We start from the raw sequence: 19,505 nt of genomic DNA on the forward strand, positions 1-19,505 counted from the left end.
TCAAGAAAAATGATTGAGCGCTCACTCAATTTTGTAGATGTGTAAAGGAGTTCATACAATGGTTGTTCAAGCAATACAATATAGTCGTTTCGGTGATGAAGAAGTGCTAGATTTGGTGAACATTAAATCTGATGTTTTGGAAGTGAATCAAGTTAGGGTAGAAGTTCATGCTGTTGGTTTAAATCCTATTGATTATAAGACTTTTGAGGGGGCAAAGCCACTTAGATTTTTATCTTTTATGACGAAACTAAGGCATCCAAGTCGTTGGTTTGAGTCAAAATCATCTCTTTTTCCAAGAGGTGTTGGTCGGGATTTTGCTGGAGTCATCACAGAAATTGGTGAAGGAGTAAGACGGTTTGCAGTAGGGGATAAGGTTTTTGGAACAATGATCAGTGACCCTGGATTGGGGACCAAGAGGGGAGCTTTGGCAACAGAAGTTTGTGTCAATGAATCAGAAATTGTGTTGAAACCAGAGATGATTGATATGTACCATGCAGCTACTATGGGTGTAGCCTCTCTAACAGTGGGAGGTGCTTTTAGAAAGATTGAGCTAAACTCTAAAGATGTTGTAGTTATTTCAGCAGCAGCAGGTGGTATTGGAAGTATCGCAGTACAGTATGCAGTTGCTAAAGGTGCGACAGTTATTGGAATTGCAAGTAAGAAAAATTCAGAATATCTGAAGTCCTTAGGTGCCATACCGGTAGCTTACGAAGAGAACATCCAGAATGCTCTTCTATCAGCAAGTACAAAGCCAATTACAAAATTCTTGGATTGCTATGGAAGTGATTATGTTAAATTGGCTTTCAGTTTAGGATTGAAGGGCACGGCTATTGGAACGCTAGTACCTTCACCATATGTTATGATAAGAGGAGCTCAGTTCACGGGTCCGAGACATTCTACATATGATGATTTTAACACTCTAGCGGAAATGGTCTCAGATGGGAAGGTTCGGCTGAATATTGACCAGGTTTATGATTTTTCTCTAAAGTCAGTTAGAGAGGCATATCGTAGCCTGAAGTCGGGACATACTCGAGGTAAGAAGGTTGTAAAAGTAAGAGAGTAGCAGAGAGGTGCCAGCAATGGAAAGTTTAGAACAAAAGTATGCTCAGACATTAGAAAATAGCAACTTGAGTTTAAAACAACGTCAAGTATTGTTATCAAGTCTAAAGCTATTTTCAGAAATTGGCTTTGAAAATACAACAGCTAGCCTTATTTCTAAGGAGGCTGGAGTTTCAGAAGGGACAGTTTTTAGTTACTTTAAAACTAAGGAAGGCATCTTAGAAGCTATTCTGTCAACTTTTCTCGAACAGGTTATTCCAGATATGATTGCTGATTTTTCTGAGAAGAAATTTACAGCAAACCAAGAGTCTTTTCCGCTATTTTTGAGAAGCATTGTTCGAGATAGACTGGTTTTCATTCAGGAGAATCAAATGCAAGTTAAAATTCTCTTGAGTCGTTCTTTTATTGATAAAACTATTTCTGACCAGTTAGGGAATGTCATTGTTCACTCTATCATTAAGCCAATTAGTCCAGTTCTGAATCAGTTTAAAGAAAATGGTGTTATCCGAGATTGGTCAAATGAAAGAATTGTTCGCTATATTTTAGCTTTGAGTCTTTCTTATGCTCTTCCAATGATGTTGAATAATAATGAGGACCTAGACATAGATGAAGCAGTAAATGAAATAGTTGAATGCCTGTCTTTTGCCTTAGTAGAGGTAAAATAAATCTTGATTTTAAGCTTACTATTTTAAATAGTGAGCTTTTTTGAAGCCAACATAAAAATCCCCAATCATAATGATTGAGGATTAAGCAAATGAATTTTAAACAATACCTTGTGCAATCATAGCGTTGGCTACGTTTTCGAAGGCAGCGATATTTGCTCCTGCAAGGTAATCAGTACCAAGACCGTATGTTTCAGCGGTTGTTTTAGCTGTGCTGAAGATATTGGTCATGATGTCTTTGAGACGGCCGTCAACTTCTTCACGTGTCCATGAAAGGCGAAGGCTGTTTTGGCTCATTTCAAGCGCTGATACAGCTACACCACCAGCGTTGGCAGCTTTGGCAGGTCCGTAAAGGATTCCGTTTTCTTTGTAGACTTTAATCGCATCAAGGTCACTAGGCATGTTAGCACCTTCTGATACGCAGATAACTCCTTGAGCAACCAAACGTTTAGCTGCGTCACCATTGATTTCGTTTTGAGTTGCACATGGAAGAGCGATATCGTAGTTTCCAGCGTAAGTCCATACAGAACCTTCATGGTAAGTAGCAGTGGCTTTTTCAGCAGCGTATTCAGTCAAACGTGCACGACGGTTATTCTTCACATCTGCTAGAAGGTCGAAGTCGATACCATTTTCGTCAATGACATAACCATTTGAGTCAGATACAGAGATGACAGTACCACCAAGTTCAGTTGCTTTTTGAAGAGCGTATTGGGCCACGTTACCAGAACCTGAAATCACAACCTTCTTACCAGCAAAGCTGTTACCGTTAGCTTTGAGCATCTCTTCAGTATAGTAAACCAAACCGTAACCAGTTGCTTCTGGACGAATCAAGCTACCACCGAATCCAAGAGGTTTACCAGTCAAGACACCAGCATCAAATTGGTTAAGGCGTTTGTATTGTCCGTAAAGGTAACCAATTTCACGTCCACCAACACCGATATCACCAGCAGGTACGTCAAGAGATGGTCCGATGTATTTTTGCAATTCAGTCATGAAGCTTTGGCAGAAGCGCATCACTTCAGCATCAGTCTTCCCTTTAGGATCGAAGTCTGATCCACCTTTACCTCCACCGATTGGAAGTCCAGTTAAGACGTTTTTAAAGATTTGTTCGAAGCCGAGGAATTTCAAGATCCCTTGGTTTACAGTAGGGTGGAAACGAAGTCCGCCTTTATATGGTCCAACAGCTGAGTTGAATTGAACACGGTAACCACGGTTGACTTGGACTTTTCCATCACGGTCAACCCAAGGAACACGGAAAGAAATTACGCGCTCAGGCTCAGTGATACGTGCCAAGATGTTTTCTTCGATATACTCAGGATGTTTTTCAAATACAGGTTCCAAAGTGCTGAAGAATTCTTCAACCGCCTGGAGAAATTCAGCCTCATGCCCGTTACGAGCTTTTACAGTTTCAAACACGCTTTGGATATATTCTTTAGCAGATGTCATATCGTTCTCCTTTTGTTGTCATATTTTATTACATGAGCCATTATAGCAGAATTTTTTTTCACTGTAAAGAAAAAAACGAAAATTTTCTAAAAATTCTTTCAATTTATATTCAGTCAATACTAAGAGCATTATCAAAAAAACGAACGTTTTCTCTAGAAATAACTTTCTCAAAGAGAAAATCTTAAAGTATGGTATAATATTAGAAATAAAAGGAATCTGGAGGATCAGAATCATGGTATCAACAAAAACACAAATAGCTGGCTTTGAGTTTGACAATTGCTTGATGAATGCAGCGGGTGTGGCTTGTATGACGATAGAGGAACTAGAAGGGGTCAAAAACTCAGCAGCAGGAACTTTTGTTACGAAGACTGCGACCTTGGACTTTCGTCAGGGCAATCCTGAGCCACGTTACCAGGATGTTCCACTTGGTTCTATCAATTCTATGGGTTTGCCAAATAATGGATTAGACTATTATCTGGACTATCTTTTGGACTTGCAGAAAAAAGAGCCAAACCGAACTTTCTTCCTATCTCTAGTCGGCATGTCTCCAGAAGAGACACATACCATCTTGAAAAAAGTTGAAGAGAGCGAGTTTAAAGGACTGACAGAGCTTAATCTCTCTTGCCCAAATGTTCCAGGAAAACCTCAGATTGCCTATGATTTCGAAACAACAGACCGTATCTTGTCAGAGGTATTTGCCTACTTTACCAAACCTCTTGGAATCAAATTACCACCATATTTTGATATTGTTCACTTTGACCAAGCGGCAGCTATTTTCAACAAATATCCGCTCAAGTTTGTTAACTGTGTTAACTCTATCGGAAACGGCCTTTATATAGAAGACGAGTCGGTCGTGATTCGTCCTAAAAATGGTTTTGGTGGAATTGGTGGAGAGTATATTAAACCGACTGCTCTTGCTAATGTGCACGCCTTTTATCAACGCTTAAATCCGCAAATCCAAATCATCGGAACGGGTGGTGTTCTGACGGGTCGTGATGCCTTTGAACACATCCTCTGCGGTGCGAGTATGGTGCAAGTAGGGACTACTCTTCACAAAGAAGGCGCCGGTGCTTTTGAACGCATTACCAATGAACTAAAAGCAATCATGGCGGAAAAAGGGTATGAGAGTCTAGAAGATTTCCGTGGGAAATTGCGCTATATTGATTAAGTTTAATAAAAAATAAGAAGAAAGGAGAGAAGATGCTAGCCATTGAAGACAGTCAGAAGTTGACTTTATCAAATCTATCTAGCTTGAATCTATTTACTGGGACAGACCAGGGTCAGTTTGAAGTTATGAAGAGTCAAGTGTTGAAGCAGATTGGTTATGATCCAGCTGATCTCAATTTTGCTTACTTTGATATGAAAGAAGTAGCTTATAAAGACTTAGAGTTGGAGTTGGTCAGTCTCCCTTTCTTTGCGGATGAGAAAATCGTGATATTAGACCATTTTGTCGATATCACAACTGCCAAGAAACGCTTTTTAACAGATGATGAGCTCAAGTCGTTTGAAGAATACCTTGATAACCCTTCACCGACGACTAAACTCTTGATTTTTGCGGAAGGAAAACTGGACAGTAAGAGACGGCTGGTCAAATTGCTCAAACGAGATGCGACTGTCTTTGATGCTATTGAACCCAAGGAACAAGAAGTGCGCCAGTATTTCCAAAAATGGAGTCAGACTCAAGGTCTGCAGTTTGCAGAAAAGTCTTTTGAAAATTTACTTATCAAGTCTGGTTTTCAATTTAGTGAAATCCAGAAAAATCTCCTTTTTTTGCAGTCTTATAAGTCAGATGGTGTGATTGAGGAGAAGGACATTGTCGAGGCTATTCCAAAGACCCTGCAGGACAATATTTTTGATTTGACTCAGCTTATTTTAGCTAAGAAGATCGACCAGGCGCGTGACTTGGTTAGAGATTTGACCTTGCAAGGGGAAGACGAAATTAAGCTCATAGCTGTCATGTTAGGACAGTTTCGTACCTTTACCCAAGTGAAGATTTTATCAGAAGCTGGTCAGACGGAATCACAGATTGCAAGCAGTCTGGGAACTTACTTGGGGCGCAATCCTAATCCTTATCAAATCAAGTTCGCACTGAGAGATTCGAGAGGGATTTCCTTGAGCTTTCTCAAACAAGCTATCTGCTATTTAATTGAAACAGACTATCAGATTAAGACGGGTGTCTATGAAAAAGGCTACCTTTTTGAGAGAGCGCTGTTACAGATATCTAGCCAAGCGTAATGAGCATAAAACTTGAAAAAAGAGGATGATTGCGTTATCATCTTCATATAGAAAGAAAAAGAGGTATTACAGATGGCTATTATCTTACCAGATCTTCCATACGCATATGACGCTTTGGAACCATACATCGATGCAGAAACAATGCACTTGCACCATGACAAACACCACCAAACTTATGTAAACAATGCAAATGTAGCTCTTGAAAAACACCCTGAAATCGGTGAAGACCTTGAAGCTTTGCTTGCTGATGTAGACTCTATCCCAGCTGATATCCGCCAAGCGCTTATCAATAACGGTGGGGGACACTTGAACCACGCTCTTTTCTGGGAATTGATGACTCCTGAAAAAACTGCTCCATCAGCAGAACTTGAAGCAGCAATCGATGCAACATTTGGTTCATTTGAAGAATTCCAAGCAGCCTTTACAGCAGCAGCTACAACTCGCTTCGGTTCTGGATGGGCATGGTTGGTTGTCAACAAAGAAGGGAAGCTTGAAGTAACTTCAACAGCAAACCAAGACACACCAATCTCAGAAGGCAAAAAACCAATCTTGGGCTTGGACGTTTGGGAACATGCTTACTACGTGAAATACCGCAATGTACGTCCTGACTACATCAAAGCTTTCTTCTCAGTCATTAACTGGAACAAAGTAAATGAGCTTTACGCAGCGGCTAAATAAAAAATAGGAAGGGAAGAGTCAATCTTCTCTTTTTTGCTTTATATGGCAGAAGTCTGACAAAATCGTCAGACTTTTTTCATTTTTATGAGAAACGTGCTAACTGCTAGAAATTATGGTAAAATAGAGTGTTAAGTAATCGTGGAAAAGGAAGACTATGCGTAAAGAAATTGCACCTGAATTATACAACTATAACAAGTTTCCTGGCCCAGAATTTCATGTAAATGGGGATAAGGTTGAGACTGAAGGGATTGCTTTTACCTTGGTTGAAAATATCAAGGATGCCTTCGATGTGACAGTCTTTAATCAACGCTTTTCAGAAGTGTTGACCAAGTTTGATTATGTCGTGGGGGACTGGAGTAATGAACAGCTCCGCCTACGTGGTTTTTACAAAGACGATCGAACAGAGGAAAAAAATGAAAAGATCAGTCGTTTACAGGACTATCTTTTGGAGTACTGTAGTTATGGTTGTGCCTATTTTGTCCTTGAAAATCAAGCACCGAAGCGTGCTTCATTTGACAAGAAAATGCGTAAAAAAGAGGAGGAAAACCCTTCTAGAAGAGGCAAGAAACCTTCGCAAAACAAGAGAAAACCAAATGCGGATAAGCGAAATAGACGTCGTCATAAGGACCAAAAGTCTCAGAAAGAGGACAAGGGACAGCGCCATTTTGTCATTCGTCAGAAATAGATAGAGAATAAGGAGAAGAGATGAAACCGTCTATTTATAGTTTAACACGTCAAACCATGCAAGAATGGGTATTAGAGCAAGGAGAAAAGAAATTCCGTGCAGATCAAATCTGGGAATGGCTCTACCGTAAACGTGTCCAGTCATTTGAAGAAATGACCAATCTTTCCAAGGATTTGATTGCTAAGCTCAATGAGCAGTTTGTCGTAAATCCTTTGAAACAACGAATTGTGCAAGAGTCAGCTGACGGTACCGTTAAGTATCTTTTTGAGTTGCCAGATGGCATGTTGATTGAGACAGTACTGATGCGTCAACACTACGGTTTGTCAGTCTGTGTGACCACTCAGGTCGGTTGTAATATCGGTTGTACCTTCTGTGCCTCTGGTTTGATTAAGAAGCAACGTGACCTTAATAACGGGGAAATTGTAGCGCAGATTATGCTGGTTCAGAAATACTTTGATGAGCGTGGCCAGGACGAACGTGTCAGCCATATCGTTGTCATGGGAATTGGTGAACCGTTTGATAACTACAACAATGTTTTGAATTTTGTCCGTACCATCAATGATGACAAGGGGATGGCTATCGGTGCTCGTCACATCACAGTTTCAACTTCAGGTTTGGCCCATAAAATTCGTGACTTTGCTAATGAAGGCGTACAGGTTAATCTCGCTGTTTCCCTTCACGCACCAAACAATGATCTTCGTTCAAGCATCATGAAAATTAACCGTGCCTTTCCGATTGAAAAACTCTTTGCTGCTATTGAGTACTATATCGAAACAACCAATCGCCGTGTGACCTTTGAATACATCATGCTCAATGAAGTCAACGACGGTGTTGAACAAGCCTTGGAGCTGGCGGAATTGCTCAAGAATATCAAGAAATTGTCTTATGTAAACTTGATTCCCTACAACCCAGTTAGTGAACATGACCAATATAGCCGTAGTCCTAAAGAGCGTGTGATGGCCTTCTATGATACCCTCAAGAAAAAAGGGGTCAACTGTGTTGTCCGTCAAGAGCACGGTACAGATATTGATGCAGCTTGTGGACAATTACGCTCCAATACAATGAAACGTGACCGCCAGAAGGCAGTCGCAGCGGTAAATCCATAAAATGACTAAAAAAAGAGAATTAACCTTAAGATTGGGAGTGGCTGTTTATAGCCTATGCATTGTCTGTTTTTGCTTCACTCCCCAGCCTCAACTTCCTACAGGAGTGGAAACTCCAGGTATTCAAACTTTTGGACGCCTGGTTTTTCTTTTAACACCCTTAAACTCCCTTTGGAATCTGGGTGAAGTGACCAGTTTGGGACAAGTCCTTTGGATCTTTTTGCAGAACATTTTAAATGTTTTCTTGCTTTTCCCTCTGGTCTTTCAACTAATCTATCTCTGTCCAAACTTGCGGCAAACGAAAAAAATCCTCCTTCTCAGTTTTTTACTGAGTCTGGGAATTGAGTGTACGCAACTGGTCTTAGACTTTTTCTTTGATTTTAATCGCGTCTTTGAGATTGATGATTTGTGGACCAACACCTTGGGAGGCTATCTGGCTTGGCTCCTCTATAAAGGACTGCATAAAAACAAGATAAGGAATTAGAATGAGTATTTTAGAAGTTAAAAATCTGAGTCACGGTTTTGGTGACCGTGCAATTTTTGAAGATGTGTCTTTCCGTCTCCTCAAGGGAGAACACATCGGTTTAGTCGGTGCCAATGGTGAGGGAAAATCAACCTTTATGAGCATCGTGACTGGTAAGATGTTGCCAGATGAAGGGAAGGTGGAGTGGTCCAAATATGTGACTGCTGGCTATCTGGACCAGCACGCTGTGCTAAAGGAAGGTCAAACTGTTCGTGATGTGCTCCGTACGGCCTTTGATGAGCTATTTAAAGCAGAAGCACGTATCAATGACCTCTATATGGAGATGGCGGAAGACGGAGCCGATATCGATGCGCTTATGGAAGAAGTTGGCGAACTCCAAGACCGTTTGGAGAGTCGTGACTTCTATACTTTGGATGCTAAGATTGATGAAGTAGCGCGTGCTCTCGGTGTCATGGACTATGGCATGGATACGGATGTAACAGCATTATCAGGTGGACAAAGAACCAAGGTCCTTTTGGCTAAACTTCTCCTTGAAAAACCAGATATCTTGTTACTGGACGAGCCAACCAACTACTTGGATGCTGAACACATTGACTGGCTCAAACGCTATCTCCAAAACTATGAGAATGCATTTGTCCTTATTTCGCACGATATTCCATTCCTCAACGACGTGATCAATATTGTCTACCATGTGGAGAACCAACAATTAACTCGCTATTCTGGCGACTACTACCAGTTCCAAGAAGTCTATGCTATGAAGAAATCTCAGTTAGAAGCGGCCTATGAACGTCAACAGAAAGAGATTGCAGACCTCAAGGATTTTGTCGCTCGAAACAAAGCGCGTGTCGCAACGCGTAATATGGCCATGTCCCGTCAAAAGAAACTCGACAAGATGGATATTATCGAACTGCAAAGTGAGAAGCCAAAACCGTCCTTTGATTTCAAACCAGCTCGTACACCTGGGCGCTTTATCTTCCAAGCCAAGGACTTGCAGATTGGTTATGACCGTCCCCTTACCAAACCCTTAAACCTCACCTTTGAACGCAATCAAAAGGTTGCCATTATTGGGGCAAATGGTATCGGGAAAACAACCCTCTTGAAGTCTCTCTTGGGTATTATTCCACCAATCGCTGGAGAAGTCGAACGCGGTGATTACCTAGAACTTGGTTACTTTGAACAGGAAGTAGAAGGAGGCAATCGTCAAACACCATTAGAGGCCGTCTGGAATGCCTTTCCTGCACTTAATCAAGCAGAAGTTCGTGCAGCCCTTGCTCGTTGTGGCTTGACGACCAAGCACATTGAAAGTCAAATTCAGGTCTTGTCAGGTGGGGAACAAGCCAAGGTGCGTTTCTGTCTCTTGATGAACCGTGAAAACAACGTTTTAGTGCTGGACGAGCCGACCAACCACTTGGATGTAGATGCCAAGGACGAACTCAAACGTGCTCTCAAAGAATACAGAGGAAGCATCCTCATGGTTTGTCACGAGCCAGACTTCTATGAAGGCTGGATGGACCAAATCTGGGACTTTAACAAGCTAACTTAAAAATGAGGAAAAAAGAAATACAGTATCGAATGCGGATACTGTATTTTTAGGTTATTTAGGATTTAAAATCGTAATCCTTCACTACTTCGATGCTATCGATAGTGATAGCAGTCGTTGGCTTGTCTTTTTCATCTTTTTCAGCCTTGGCAATCTTATCCACAACATCCATACCGTCAATCACTTGACCAAAGACTGGGTGTTTACCATCTAGACTTGGATTTCCACCTTCTTTATAGGCTTCGATGATTTTCTTTGGATACTTGCTGGTAGGGAGTTTAGCTGAAATATCTGTTGAGTTTTGGTTGATGAAGAACTGGCTACCGTTGGTGTTTGGTTGACCAGTGTTAGCCATAGCAAGGGCTCCGCGGATATTGTATAGGTAAGGAGAAATTTCATTTTTGAAACCAGTTCCCTTGTCCTTCGTTTTATCCTTATCATGCCAGATAGATTGACCACCTGTACCATCTCCCTTAGGATCTCCAGTTTGGACCATAAAGCCATCGATGACACGGTGGAAAGTGATGCCGTTATAGTAGCCTTCTTTAGCGTGAGTAAGGAAGTTTTCAACTGCTAGAGGTGCTAGTTTTGGAAAGAGTTTGATGCGTATATCACCCTGACTTGTGTGGAGAATGACTTCAGCTTCATCTTCAGCAACTTCTTTAGAAAGTTGAGGGAAGTTAGCATTTTCATTGGTCAGAGCATCGTTCAAATCTTTGGCGGCCTGAGCAGCTGCTTTTGAGCTTTCTTCAGCAGAGATACTGGAGTCGACATAGTCATCACCACGGAGACCACGTTGGATACTAGTACATCCTGCAAGGGCTACAGTTGATAGTAAAAGAAGGGTTGCTAGTTTTTTCATTGTTAACCTCTCAAAAATTCATTTCTACCATTGTACCTTAAAAGTAAGGGGATTTCAAATATTAGTGACAAGGTAGTTTAAGAGGAAGCCGACCAGAAAGTCGCTTGCTTAGAGATTTTTCTTTGGATGACGGTCGATAATGTCCTGGTACTGTTCCAGTATCTGCTCTCCCTTTGGAGTCAATTTGTAACCACGAATTGAAAAGTAACTTGCTAATTCTTCTCCTGAAAAGTTGTCACGAAGGGATTGGTCCAAATCTGGAGCCTTCATCTTAGAAAGTACTGTAACTCTCCTTACTTTTGAGGATATTCTCTTTCATAGTGGTATTTAGATGATCCAGCGAGTCAAAGACAGTTTCGACAAGAGCATAGCCTTTTTCAACAGGTATTTCTAAATTTTTTGGGGCATCAATGCTATAAGTCTACTTGAAGTATTTAGAAAACCAGTTCTTAAGAAAGCTCGTAAAGAATCACAATTAGTAAACGTTAATTCGAAAGAATTACTATGTTTTAAAAGAGCACATTTTAAACGGATTCTTTCTTTCGGCTTCAATTCCTAATTAATCAATGAACTTAATACTAGGTCTCGAAAAGAATTATGCTTCCTCTTTCTGTCTGAGTTCAAAGAGGTCTTCTACTTTCAGATTAAAAACTTGAGCAATTTTAAGAGCCATTTCCAGCGAAGGATTGTAACGATTATTTTCCAAGTGCAGAATTGTCTCGCGTCGCATGCCAATGAGGTCGGCTAACTCCTGCTGGGTCATGCCTGTGGACTCACGAACAGATTTGAGATTAGTAATAATCTTGCTTTCTTTGGCCATGCTTATCCTATCCGTTCTAAGATAAGATAGACAACCGCAAAGATGCAAATCAAGACAGCTATGCTAATAAAGATCTGGCCCATGTAAAGAGTGAGAGACCCCATATACCCAATGATAACTGCTAGGATCATCAGTGCGCCTAGTATAAAAACAAACATCAAGCTAGCTGCCTTGGCTAAATTAGCATAAAAGCGTTCGTCCGGGGTTTCCTTGACATTTTTCAAACAGAAAAAACCAAATACAATCACTTCAATAACGAGGCCAATTCCCAAAATCCATTCTTTAATACCAGAACTTTCGCTTGGGGTCGCAACCCAAATCCCTACTGTATAAAAAATGCTTGCTGCAAACAAAAGTATCGTGTAAAGCTTAGCAGACAAGTCAAAAATAGTCTTTCCTTTACCTTTCTGACTCTTATGAGGCCATGGTTTCATATGTAGCCAGCCCCAAATAGCTACAATCTGACCTAACACTGAAATACCAGCAATAACTAACTTGGGTCCCCAACTAAGATTAGAACCAAATAAAACAGTAAAATCAATAAAGAGAGCTGAGGAAATCATTGTAATGAGGCCACCCGTTTTTTGACTTTTTTTCATGATAGACTCCTTTCCTTATGTTAGAAATATTTAACAATCTTTATGTTATAAATATATCACACTTCAATTTGGAAAGCAAGAATTTATGTGTCAATGAGACAATTATTTGAAAAAATTTTTTAATAAAAGCCTTCGCTAGTCAAACAACTAAAGAATTCTTTGAAGCAATGCATCGTATTTGGTTTGATAGTTTCGTTAATAATATTTGATGATAAAGAATTTTTGGAAAATCTAGACACTGTATGAATCTCTACTTTTTTTCTTAGGCTTTTATAAAGTCTGTCAGAATAGGCTTTGTAGGTGTAGAAGTTAATTTTTACAGAACTAAATTATTCCCCTATTTAGAATCTATTAATTCATATTTTATAAATTAATTAGTAGATATCGTTCTTAAAATCCTTGATATTTCGCTTGGGAACAGGCTTGGAATTTAGGAGCCAAGCATCCAAATCACGTTCAGGAGAGATGAAGGGTTTGACTTGATGGTCTTTATAAAATGTTTCTAAAATAGTATTTATGACATTCTCTTTCTGATTTTTCTTTAAAAATATAACAAATTTCTAAATGGTTTAAAAATTTTATAGTCTGTCAAGTTTTTTTCTTGACACCGGTCAGAAATCTGCTATAATAGAACATGTGCTAAATAGCTCAGCTATTTCACCGAAATAAAAAAATAAGAAAAGAGACATTAAAAAATGGCAGTTAAAATCCGTTTGACTCGTATGGGTTCTAAGAAAAAACCTTTCTACCGTATCAACGTAGCAGACTCACGTTCACCACGTGACGGACGTTTCATCGAAACAGTTGGTACTTACAACCCACTTGTTGCTGAAAACCAAGTAACTTTGAAAGAAGACCGCGTTCTTGCATGGTTGGCTGATGGAGCTCAACCTTCAGATACAGTTCGCAACATCCTTTCAAAAGAAGGCGTATTGAAAAAATTCCACGATTCTAAATTCTCAAAATAAGTTTAAAGTAGGTTGACAGATGGATACGATTGAAAATCTCATTATTGCGATTGTGAAACCTTTGATTTCACAACCTGATGCCTTAACTATCAAGATTGAAGACACACCAGAGTTTTTGGAGTATCACTTGGATCTTGACCAAAGCGATGTCGGTCGTGTTATCGGTCGTAAGGGTCGCACTATCTCAGCGATAAGAACGATTGTCTACTCTGTCCCAACTGAAGACAAAAAAGTAAGAATCGTTATCGATGAAAAATAAAGAAAGCGGGACAGAAGTCTCGCTTTTTTGTGAGGAGGAGAAGATGAAGGATCTAACGTTTAGACAATTACAAGACTACTTACTCGAACATTACCAGCAATCTCGAACTGAGGAAGGCCTCTTTATCAAGCTAGTGGAGGAAGTCGGAGAGGTAGCAGAGGTCTTGAATGGGCGCTCTGGTCGAAAAGAGGGTGTCCAGGACTCAAATGAGGAACTAGCCAAAGAACTGGCTGATATTATTCACTACACTGTCGCAATTGCGACCATCAACGATATTGATCTAACCAAAGCCATCTTTGACAAAGATAAGAAGGCTGCCATTAAGTACCAACATGAACGTGATTTAGAAAAGTTTTTAGACGCTCAAAGCTAATTGCAGTCACTGTTCTTCAACTTGTGAAAATCCTTGGAACGTGATAAAATAAAGGATAGAAATAGATACAGGAGACAAGATGAAGTACTTTAATGTTGGGAAAATCGTTAATACGCAGGGTCTGCAGGGTGAGATGCGCGTCTTGTCTGTGACGGATTTTGCCGAGGAACGATTTAAAAAGGGAGCAGAGCTGGCTTTATTTGATGAAAAAGATCAGTTTGTCCAAACAGTAATAATCGCTAGCCATCGTAAGCAGAAGAACTTTGACATTATCAAATTCAAAGATATGTACCATATCAATGCGATTGAAAAGTACAAGGGTTATAGTCTCAAGGTCGCTGAGGAAGACCTAAATGATTTAGATGATGGTGAATTCTATTATCACGAGATTATCGGTTTGGATGTTTACGAGGGAGACAACTTGATTGGAACCATCAAGGAAATCCTACAACCAGGTGCTAACGATGTCTGGGTGGTCAAACGAAAAGGTAAGCGTGATCTGCTTTTACCTTACATTCCGCCAGTAGTTCTCAATGTTGATATTCCAAACAAACGGGTTGATGTGGACATCTTAGAAGGGTTAGACGATGAAGATTGATATTTTAACCCTCTTTCCTGAGATGTTTTCTCCATTGGAACACTCGATCGTTGGAAAGGCTCGAGAAAAAGGGCTCTTGGATATCCAGTACCATAATTTCAGAGAATACGCTGAAAAGGCCCGTCATGTTGACGATGAGCCCTACGGAGGTGGTCAAGGAATGTTGCTCCGTGCCCAACCTATTTTCGATGCCTTTGATGCCATTGAAAAGAATGATCCCCGCGTCATTCTTCTCGATCCTGCTGGGAAACAGTTCGATCAAGCGTACGCTGAGGATTTGGCTCAAGAAGAGGAACTGATTTTTATCTGCGGTCACTACGAAGGGTATGACGAGCGCATCAAGACCTTGGTAACCGATGAAATTTCCCTAGGAGATTATGTACTGACTGGTGGTGAGTTGGCAGCCATGACCATGATTGATGCTACGGTTCGCTTGATCCCAGAAGTGATTGGTAAGGAGTCTAGCCACCAAGATGATAGCTTCTCTTCGGGACTTCTCGAATACCCTCAGTACACACGTCCTTATGACTATCGTGGCATGGTGGTTCCAGATGTGCTCATGAGTGGGCACCATGAAAAGATTCGCCAGTGGCGGCTGTATGAAAGTCTAAAGAAAACCTACCAGCGCAGACCTGACCTGCTAGAAAACTATCAACTGACAGCCGAAGAAGAAAAGATGCTGGCTAAAATTAAAGAAAACAAAGAATAAAGGAGAACCTTATGCAAGTAATCAAACGTAATGGAGAAATTGCTGAATTTGATCCAGATAAAATTTACCAAGCTGTCCTAAAAGCAGCTCAAACCGTTTATGTTTTGACAGATGATTTGCGCCAAAACCTTGCACAAGTTACTAAAAAAGTCGTTTTGGACTTGGAAGAAGCAAAAGTAGAACGTGCCACTATCAGCATGATCCAATCAATGGTTGAGCACCGCTTACTTGGAGCTGGCTACATTACCATTGCAGAACACTATATCTCTTATCGCTTGCAACGCGATTTGGAGAGAAGTGGTTATGGCGACCATATCGCCGTTCACCTTCATTTTGAACAAATCCGTTAAGAAAAAGAGTGGGATGCAAAGAACATCTCACTCTTTCTTAAATAGACTTTTCTGAGCTTTTTGTACGGTTGAGGGAACAAAACGAAGTCGTTTAATATCACTGATACGAATGATTCGGGTCACGTTTTTTGAAAAATTCTTGACGATAATTTGTTGGCGATTGGCGTCGTGTTTGACAATATCACCCGTAAAACTTGTCTCAGCAAGTATGATATGAACAGCCGTCGTCTTTTTCTGGATGGCTTGTTCAATCATAGCGGTGAGGGAGTTATCCTCGATTTGAGGATGATCATCATTCCCATTGAGAAAACTATGTAGTTTATCTAGAACTAGTTGGAATGCCTGTCTCATAGAATCCTCCCTTCTTACATATCCACATTATATAAAATTTTTTTAAAAACTACAAGATTTTTCGAATAATCTAATGAAAACTAAAAAGGAGAACAAAATGGCAGAATTTACATTTGAAATCGAAGAACACTTACTGACCTTGTCCGAAAATGAAAAAGGATGGACCAAGGAAATCAACCGCGTCAGCTTTAATGGAGCCCCTGCAAAGTTTGACATTCGCGCTTGGAGTCCGGATCATACTAAAATGGGCAAGGGAATTACTCTTACAAATGAAGAATTTCAGATAATGGTTGATGCCTTTAAAGGTGGACAATAAAAAGAATCTTGAGTGGAACTCAAGATTCTTTTTTTATGACACAATATAGTCACAGAGAGAAGTCTTAGCCAATTGAATAAAAGTCTCTCTAAATTCTTCGGGTGGTGTTGGATTATCCTTACGAATCCACACTTCAATGAATGAAATCGCCATGGCCGTAATGATATAGGCCATGTCCTCTTCACTAAAATTATATTTCAGCTGGTAGTTAACATTTTTTAGTACCCACTGAGAATATTTCTCACGTAGAAACTCCCTCCAACAAGTGGTGGCTTGAGAATTGTACAAGGTACCGACGACTTCTCGCTTTTCATAGATGAGAGGGAGAATGTGGTCTGCTAAGAAAGTGATGGGATTGCCATCTCGTTCAGGACAGTAGTTGTTAAAATTATTAAAGATCTGTTGATCAGTCTCCTTGTGGATATAATCGATAATATCTTCGAAGTTATTAAAGTGCTTTTGATAAATCGCTTGGCGGGAAATACCAGCTTCTGCAGCAATCTCAGTCATGGTAAAAGAAGTCCGCTGAGGGTTTCTCCTTGCAAGAGTGATAAAAGCACCTAAGATTAACTCTCTAGTTTTATTTGCCATAGCTTTACCTTCCTATCTATAAATATTAAAAATACTAGATTTAGTATTACCCCAAGTTTTCCTTTTAGCATAAATAAACTGAATAGATGATTATTCGAAAGCCTTTATAAGACTATTATATCATAGATTCATTATAAATAACAGATTATTACGGGGAGCTAGTACTATTTGAAAACTCCTATTATATCAGTATTTTCAAACAATTCTTAGGATAGTCACTTTTTATATGGTATCATGAAATAATATATCAAAAAAGTTGACATCGTGTAAATAAATAACAAGGTGAATTGCAAGGGTTTAATAGAAATATTCAATGATATGTAGTATAATAGTCATGGATAATATTTTGCTATATTTCCATCTGACCAAGAGTAATGATACTCCTGCTAAAGATTGAATTGAATAAATATTTCAAAATACTATAATAGTGTACTCATTTTCCAAAGCAAGTGTTACAAGTATGTTATCGTCTAACAAATCATGCGATTGAAAGGGGTGTTGCCTACTGGGAGAAGAAGATGCACTATTCATCAATTTCAATCATTTAGAAAGGAAAGTCATGAAATTTAAGAAATTGTGGCTCTATATTTTAACGCCACTACTCGTTTTATTGGGTTCTGCTGCTTTGACAAATACAGTTCAAGCACAAGAACTTAAAAATGTCATTACCAAAGTAGGAATTTGGGAGACTGATAATGGTAAGTTTGTGACACCAGATGCTAAAGGAGTTTACAACCTATCACCACAAAATCAATCTTACGAAAACTATAAGTTTGCTGCTGATTTTGATTTGAGCGCTTATGATGGAAAACTGAAGGATGGTGATACCTTTACATTCACTATTCCAGCTCCATTATCTGTTCGTGCTGAAACCTTTGAACTCAAAGATAAAGAGACTGATACTGCTGTAGGTGATGCAACAGTTGTTTCTAATGGTGACAACCAAGGTGGTAAAGTTACCATTACTTTGAAAAACCTTGCTGAGTACCTTAAGAAAAAAGGTGGTACAGATGTTCGTGGTGTTTCAGGTACCTTCTACGTAGCTTTCAGCTCTAAGAAAGAAACAGAAGAAGAATCAATTCAACTTGATAAGACAGAAACAAAAGATGATGTCAATTTTAAGATGAAGTTCAAAAAAGGTGGAGAACAGGACTATTCTAAGGGTATTGGTAAAACAAACATTAGCAAAGTTAATGGTACTATCAATAAAGAAAAATGGGAATCAGCTCTCCTTGGAAAATCAGGAGATTATGTTCACAAGTGGAATCTTCGTGTAAACCCTAAACAAGCTGAGTACAACAAGATTGTAGTTCGTGACTGGGTTGACAAAGACTACTCTCCAATGCAAATCATCCCTGAATCAATCGTGGTTACTGCTGGTTACTACAACAAGGTATACGCTTTAGTTGACGATGTAACTCTTGAAGCAGGTAAAGACTACGAAATCAAGTGGAATGATTCTTACACTGAATTTACAATTACCTTTAACAATGCAAAAGCAATCCGTGCTACAAACGGTAAAGCAGCAGCATTCCGTATTGTCTATAACACAACAGCGCCAGCTGACGGAACAAAAGTTCAAAACAATGCTGAAATCACAGCTGATGATAAAGTTCTTCCTGTGAGCGATGATCGTACTGAAACTATCACAAAAGTTATTGGTAACTCAACAGTTACATCAGGTGGTACTATCCAACTGAAAACTGGTTATCGTATCACGCTGTATAAAGTAGATGAAAAATCACTTGACCGTCTTGCAGGAGCTAAATTTAAAATCACTCCTCCAGAAGGTGCAACTACAGCTAAAGAAGAAATAGTAACAACAGACGCTAGTGGTGTTGCCCAGTCTAAAATCTACACTGATGAAGACGTTAAAAAGGGTGAATTCACCATCACTGAAGTTGAAGCTCCTAAAGGTTACCAATTGGATTCTACTCCAATCAAAGTAACTGTTGGTCAAGAAGGTGTTATCAAAACAGTCACAAACAAACGCAACAACACAAAAGCTCAGATCCAAGCAATTAAAAAATTGACTGGTCGTGCGATGAAAGCTGGCGAGTTTGAATTTGACTTGTTTGATGATAAGACAAATAAAGTTGTTGAAACAGTAACAAACGATCAAGACGGAAACATTAAGTTTGCTGAATTGACATTTGACAAGGCTGGTACATACAACTATCACATCGTTGAGAAAAAAGCCAATAAAACAGAAAAAGGTGTTACTTATGATGCTAACCCTGTTGGCGTTACAGTCACTGTAACAGCAGACTCTGAAGGGAAATTGGCTGCAGCTGTGTCTTACGAAAGTGATGATAAGACTTTCGAAAACACTTACGCTGCTGAAAAGACTTCAGCTTCTCTTGAAGTGACTAAGAAGTTGACTGGCCGTGAGTTGAAAGCTGATGAATTTGAGTTTGTCTTGAAGAATGATGCAGATGGTTCAGAACTTCAAAAAGTGAAGAACACTGCTGACGGTAAAGTAACATTCGCTCCAATCGAATATACTAAAGCTGGTACATACAACTATACCATTGTTGAAACAAACGCTGGTAAGACTGTTGATGGTGTGACTTACGATAATCTTGAAGTTAAAGTCACAGTAGAAGTTACAGATGACGGCGAAGGAAAACTTCATGCGAATGTGACTTACCCAGCGGACAAAGAATTCAATAACAGCTATGGAACTTCAAAAGCAAAAGCAGCTCTTGAAGTGACTAAGAAGTTGACAGGACGTGAGTTGAAAGCTGATGAATTTGAGTTCACTTTGACAGACCAAGACGGTAATGTGAAAGAAACCGTGAAGAATGACAAAGACGG

General features: G+C 39.7%; 24 protein-coding genes. 17 read left to right on the forward strand and 7 right to left on the reverse strand.

What is annotated here, in order from left to right; all coding sequences use genetic code 11:
- The first annotated feature begins 58 nt into the window (after positions 1-58).
- Both HMPREF1518_RS09455 and HMPREF1518_RS09460 read left to right on the forward strand, forming a co-directional pair.
- Positions 59-1,063, forward strand: a complete 1,005-nt coding sequence (locus HMPREF1518_RS09455) for an NADP-dependent oxidoreductase (RefSeq protein ID WP_033585738.1) — start codon at positions 59-61, stop codon at positions 1,061-1,063.
- A gap of 16 nt (positions 1,064-1,079) precedes the next feature.
- A complete protein-coding gene (locus HMPREF1518_RS09460; RefSeq protein WP_033585739.1) occupies positions 1,080-1,724 on the forward strand; it encodes a TetR/AcrR family transcriptional regulator in 645 nt (214 codons plus the stop codon).
- 96 nt (positions 1,725-1,820) lie between these two features.
- Here the strand turns inward: HMPREF1518_RS09460 and gdhA are convergent, their stop codons facing one another.
- A complete protein-coding gene (gene gdhA / locus HMPREF1518_RS09465; protein ID WP_033585740.1) occupies positions 1,821-3,167 on the reverse strand; it encodes an NADP-specific glutamate dehydrogenase in 1,347 nt (448 codons plus the stop codon).
- A gap of 232 nt (positions 3,168-3,399) precedes the next feature.
- Between gdhA and HMPREF1518_RS09470 the strand changes: the two genes are divergently transcribed.
- From HMPREF1518_RS09470 to HMPREF1518_RS09500, 7 genes are all read left to right on the forward strand, one after another.
- Complete coding sequence (locus HMPREF1518_RS09470; protein ID WP_033585741.1) at positions 3,400-4,335, forward strand: dihydroorotate oxidase; 936 nt, start codon at positions 3,400-3,402, stop codon at positions 4,333-4,335.
- Positions 4,336-4,367: 32 nt separating this feature from the next.
- Complete coding sequence (holA, locus tag HMPREF1518_RS09475; RefSeq protein ID WP_033585742.1) at positions 4,368-5,402, forward strand: DNA polymerase III subunit delta; 1,035 nt, start codon at positions 4,368-4,370, stop codon at positions 5,400-5,402.
- Between the two features lie 72 nt (positions 5,403-5,474).
- A complete protein-coding gene (gene sodA, locus HMPREF1518_RS09480) occupies positions 5,475-6,080 on the forward strand; it encodes a superoxide dismutase SodA (protein ID WP_007522228.1) in 606 nt (201 codons plus the stop codon).
- 154 nt (positions 6,081-6,234) lie between these two features.
- Complete coding sequence (locus HMPREF1518_RS09485) at positions 6,235-6,765, forward strand: YutD family protein (RefSeq protein ID WP_033585743.1); 531 nt, start codon at positions 6,235-6,237, stop codon at positions 6,763-6,765.
- 20 nt (positions 6,766-6,785) lie between these two features.
- Positions 6,786-7,871: a 23S rRNA (adenine(2503)-C(2))-methyltransferase RlmN gene (rlmN, locus tag HMPREF1518_RS09490; RefSeq protein WP_033585744.1), complete on the forward strand. Its 1,086-nt coding sequence runs from the start codon at positions 6,786-6,788 to the stop codon at positions 7,869-7,871.
- Between the two features lies 1 nt (position 7,872).
- Positions 7,873-8,352, forward strand: a complete 480-nt coding sequence (locus tag HMPREF1518_RS09495; protein ID WP_033585745.1) for a VanZ family protein — start codon at positions 7,873-7,875, stop codon at positions 8,350-8,352.
- 1 nt (position 8,353) lies between these two features.
- A complete protein-coding gene (locus tag HMPREF1518_RS09500) occupies positions 8,354-9,895 on the forward strand; it encodes an ABC-F family ATP-binding cassette domain-containing protein (protein WP_033585746.1) in 1,542 nt (513 codons plus the stop codon).
- A gap of 55 nt (positions 9,896-9,950) precedes the next feature.
- Here the strand turns inward: HMPREF1518_RS09500 and HMPREF1518_RS09505 are convergent, their stop codons facing one another.
- From HMPREF1518_RS09505 to HMPREF1518_RS09520, 4 genes are all read right to left on the reverse strand, one after another.
- A complete protein-coding gene (locus tag HMPREF1518_RS09505) occupies positions 9,951-10,754 on the reverse strand; it encodes a peptidylprolyl isomerase (RefSeq protein ID WP_033585747.1) in 804 nt (267 codons plus the stop codon).
- Positions 10,755-10,862: 108 nt separating this feature from the next.
- Positions 10,863-11,024, reverse strand: coding sequence for a hypothetical protein (locus HMPREF1518_RS10855; protein ID WP_002883133.1), 162 nt, complete (start codon positions 11,022-11,024; stop codon positions 10,863-10,865).
- Between the two features lie 325 nt (positions 11,025-11,349).
- Entirely contained in the window at positions 11,350-11,574 is a 225-nt protein-coding gene (locus HMPREF1518_RS09515) for a helix-turn-helix transcriptional regulator (protein WP_001041097.1), read from the reverse strand.
- 2 nt (positions 11,575-11,576) lie between these two features.
- The gene (locus HMPREF1518_RS09520; protein ID WP_033585748.1) at positions 11,577-12,173 is read right to left on the reverse strand and encodes a membrane protein; all 597 of its coding nucleotides are present in this window, start codon (positions 12,171-12,173) and stop codon (positions 11,577-11,579) included.
- 695 nt (positions 12,174-12,868) lie between these two features.
- Between HMPREF1518_RS09520 and rpsP the strand changes: the two genes are divergently transcribed.
- The 6 genes from rpsP to HMPREF1518_RS09550 all read left to right on the forward strand — a co-directional run bounded on the left by rpsP (position 12,869) and on the right by HMPREF1518_RS09550 (position 15,430).
- Entirely contained in the window at positions 12,869-13,141 is a 273-nt protein-coding gene (gene rpsP, locus HMPREF1518_RS09525) for a 30S ribosomal protein S16 (RefSeq protein WP_000268760.1), read from the forward strand.
- 19 nt (positions 13,142-13,160) lie between these two features.
- Positions 13,161-13,400, forward strand: coding sequence for an RNA-binding protein KphA (kphA, locus tag HMPREF1518_RS09530; RefSeq protein WP_000379617.1), 240 nt, complete (start codon positions 13,161-13,163; stop codon positions 13,398-13,400).
- Positions 13,401-13,443: 43 nt separating this feature from the next.
- Positions 13,444-13,773, forward strand: a complete 330-nt coding sequence (locus tag HMPREF1518_RS09535) for a MazG nucleotide pyrophosphohydrolase domain-containing protein (protein WP_033585756.1) — start codon at positions 13,444-13,446, stop codon at positions 13,771-13,773.
- Positions 13,774-13,852: 79 nt separating this feature from the next.
- Positions 13,853-14,371, forward strand: coding sequence for a ribosome maturation factor RimM (gene rimM, locus HMPREF1518_RS09540; RefSeq protein WP_033585749.1), 519 nt, complete (start codon positions 13,853-13,855; stop codon positions 14,369-14,371).
- Positions 14,361-15,080: a tRNA (guanosine(37)-N1)-methyltransferase TrmD gene (trmD, locus tag HMPREF1518_RS09545; RefSeq protein WP_033585750.1), complete on the forward strand. Its 720-nt coding sequence runs from the start codon at positions 14,361-14,363 to the stop codon at positions 15,078-15,080. The genes rimM and trmD overlap by 11 nt, the downstream gene beginning before the upstream one ends.
- An 11-nt stretch (positions 15,081-15,091) precedes the next feature.
- Positions 15,092-15,430: an ATP cone domain-containing protein gene (locus tag HMPREF1518_RS09550; protein ID WP_001196045.1), complete on the forward strand. Its 339-nt coding sequence runs from the start codon at positions 15,092-15,094 to the stop codon at positions 15,428-15,430.
- A gap of 27 nt (positions 15,431-15,457) precedes the next feature.
- Here HMPREF1518_RS09550 and HMPREF1518_RS09555 read toward each other — a convergent pair whose 3' ends face one another.
- Positions 15,458-15,781, reverse strand: a complete 324-nt coding sequence (locus HMPREF1518_RS09555; protein ID WP_033585751.1) for a hypothetical protein — start codon at positions 15,779-15,781, stop codon at positions 15,458-15,460.
- Positions 15,782-15,878: 97 nt separating this feature from the next.
- Here HMPREF1518_RS09555 and HMPREF1518_RS09560 point away from each other — a divergent pair, with 97 nt between their 5' ends.
- Positions 15,879-16,097, forward strand: a complete 219-nt coding sequence (locus HMPREF1518_RS09560; protein WP_000807426.1) for a YdbC family protein — start codon at positions 15,879-15,881, stop codon at positions 16,095-16,097.
- A 33-nt stretch (positions 16,098-16,130) separates the two neighbouring features.
- On the opposite strand, the gene HMPREF1518_RS09565 is transcribed toward HMPREF1518_RS09560, so the two are convergent.
- Positions 16,131-16,688, reverse strand: a complete 558-nt coding sequence (locus tag HMPREF1518_RS09565; protein WP_002878417.1) for a TetR/AcrR family transcriptional regulator — start codon at positions 16,686-16,688, stop codon at positions 16,131-16,133.
- 559 nt (positions 16,689-17,247) lie between these two features.
- Here HMPREF1518_RS09565 and HMPREF1518_RS09570 point away from each other — a divergent pair.
- Positions 17,248-19,505: Spy0128 family protein (locus HMPREF1518_RS09570; protein ID WP_033585752.1), on the forward strand; the 2,258-nt coding region annotated here is incomplete at its 3' end.

Source organism: Streptococcus sp. SR1 (assembly GCF_000526075.1).
Taxonomy (GTDB): Bacteria; Bacillota; Bacilli; order Lactobacillales; family Streptococcaceae; genus Streptococcus; species Streptococcus halitosis.

What these genes read in the sequence shown, in the direction of transcription:
- HMPREF1518_RS09455 (WP_033585738.1), top strand. Translation starts at nt 59, where the DNA reads ATGGTTGTTCAAGCAATACAATATAGTCGTTTCGGTGATGAAGAAGTG.
- HMPREF1518_RS09460 (WP_033585739.1), top strand. Translation starts at nt 1,080, where the DNA reads ATGGAAAGTTTAGAACAAAAGTATGCTCAGACATTAGAAAATAGCAAC.
- gdhA (WP_033585740.1), bottom strand. Translation starts at nt 3,167, where the DNA reads ATGACATCTGCTAAAGAATATATCCAAAGCGTGTTTGAAACTGTAAAA.
- HMPREF1518_RS09470 (WP_033585741.1), top strand. Translation starts at nt 3,400, where the DNA reads ATGGTATCAACAAAAACACAAATAGCTGGCTTTGAGTTTGACAATTGC.
- holA (WP_033585742.1), top strand. Translation starts at nt 4,368, where the DNA reads ATGCTAGCCATTGAAGACAGTCAGAAGTTGACTTTATCAAATCTATCT.
- sodA (WP_007522228.1), top strand. Translation starts at nt 5,475, where the DNA reads ATGGCTATTATCTTACCAGATCTTCCATACGCATATGACGCTTTGGAA.
- HMPREF1518_RS09485 (WP_033585743.1), top strand. Translation starts at nt 6,235, where the DNA reads ATGCGTAAAGAAATTGCACCTGAATTATACAACTATAACAAGTTTCCT.
- rlmN (WP_033585744.1), top strand. Translation starts at nt 6,786, where the DNA reads ATGAAACCGTCTATTTATAGTTTAACACGTCAAACCATGCAAGAATGG.
- HMPREF1518_RS09495 (WP_033585745.1), top strand. Translation starts at nt 7,873, where the DNA reads ATGACTAAAAAAAGAGAATTAACCTTAAGATTGGGAGTGGCTGTTTAT.
- HMPREF1518_RS09500 (WP_033585746.1), top strand. Translation starts at nt 8,354, where the DNA reads ATGAGTATTTTAGAAGTTAAAAATCTGAGTCACGGTTTTGGTGACCGT.
- HMPREF1518_RS09505 (WP_033585747.1), bottom strand. Translation starts at nt 10,754, where the DNA reads ATGAAAAAACTAGCAACCCTTCTTTTACTATCAACTGTAGCCCTTGCA.
- HMPREF1518_RS10855 (WP_002883133.1), bottom strand. Translation starts at nt 11,024, where the DNA reads ATGAAGGCTCCAGATTTGGACCAATCCCTTCGTGACAACTTTTCAGGA.
- HMPREF1518_RS09515 (WP_001041097.1), bottom strand. Translation starts at nt 11,574, where the DNA reads ATGGCCAAAGAAAGCAAGATTATTACTAATCTCAAATCTGTTCGTGAG.
- HMPREF1518_RS09520 (WP_033585748.1), bottom strand. Translation starts at nt 12,173, where the DNA reads ATGAAAAAAAGTCAAAAAACGGGTGGCCTCATTACAATGATTTCCTCA.
- rpsP (WP_000268760.1), top strand. Translation starts at nt 12,869, where the DNA reads ATGGCAGTTAAAATCCGTTTGACTCGTATGGGTTCTAAGAAAAAACCT.
- kphA (WP_000379617.1), top strand. Translation starts at nt 13,161, where the DNA reads ATGGATACGATTGAAAATCTCATTATTGCGATTGTGAAACCTTTGATT.
- HMPREF1518_RS09535 (WP_033585756.1), top strand. Translation starts at nt 13,444, where the DNA reads ATGAAGGATCTAACGTTTAGACAATTACAAGACTACTTACTCGAACAT.
- rimM (WP_033585749.1), top strand. Translation starts at nt 13,853, where the DNA reads ATGAAGTACTTTAATGTTGGGAAAATCGTTAATACGCAGGGTCTGCAG.
- trmD (WP_033585750.1), top strand. Translation starts at nt 14,361, where the DNA reads ATGAAGATTGATATTTTAACCCTCTTTCCTGAGATGTTTTCTCCATTG.
- HMPREF1518_RS09550 (WP_001196045.1), top strand. Translation starts at nt 15,092, where the DNA reads ATGCAAGTAATCAAACGTAATGGAGAAATTGCTGAATTTGATCCAGAT.
- HMPREF1518_RS09555 (WP_033585751.1), bottom strand. Translation starts at nt 15,781, where the DNA reads ATGAGACAGGCATTCCAACTAGTTCTAGATAAACTACATAGTTTTCTC.
- HMPREF1518_RS09560 (WP_000807426.1), top strand. Translation starts at nt 15,879, where the DNA reads ATGGCAGAATTTACATTTGAAATCGAAGAACACTTACTGACCTTGTCC.
- HMPREF1518_RS09565 (WP_002878417.1), bottom strand. Translation starts at nt 16,688, where the DNA reads ATGGCAAATAAAACTAGAGAGTTAATCTTAGGTGCTTTTATCACTCTT.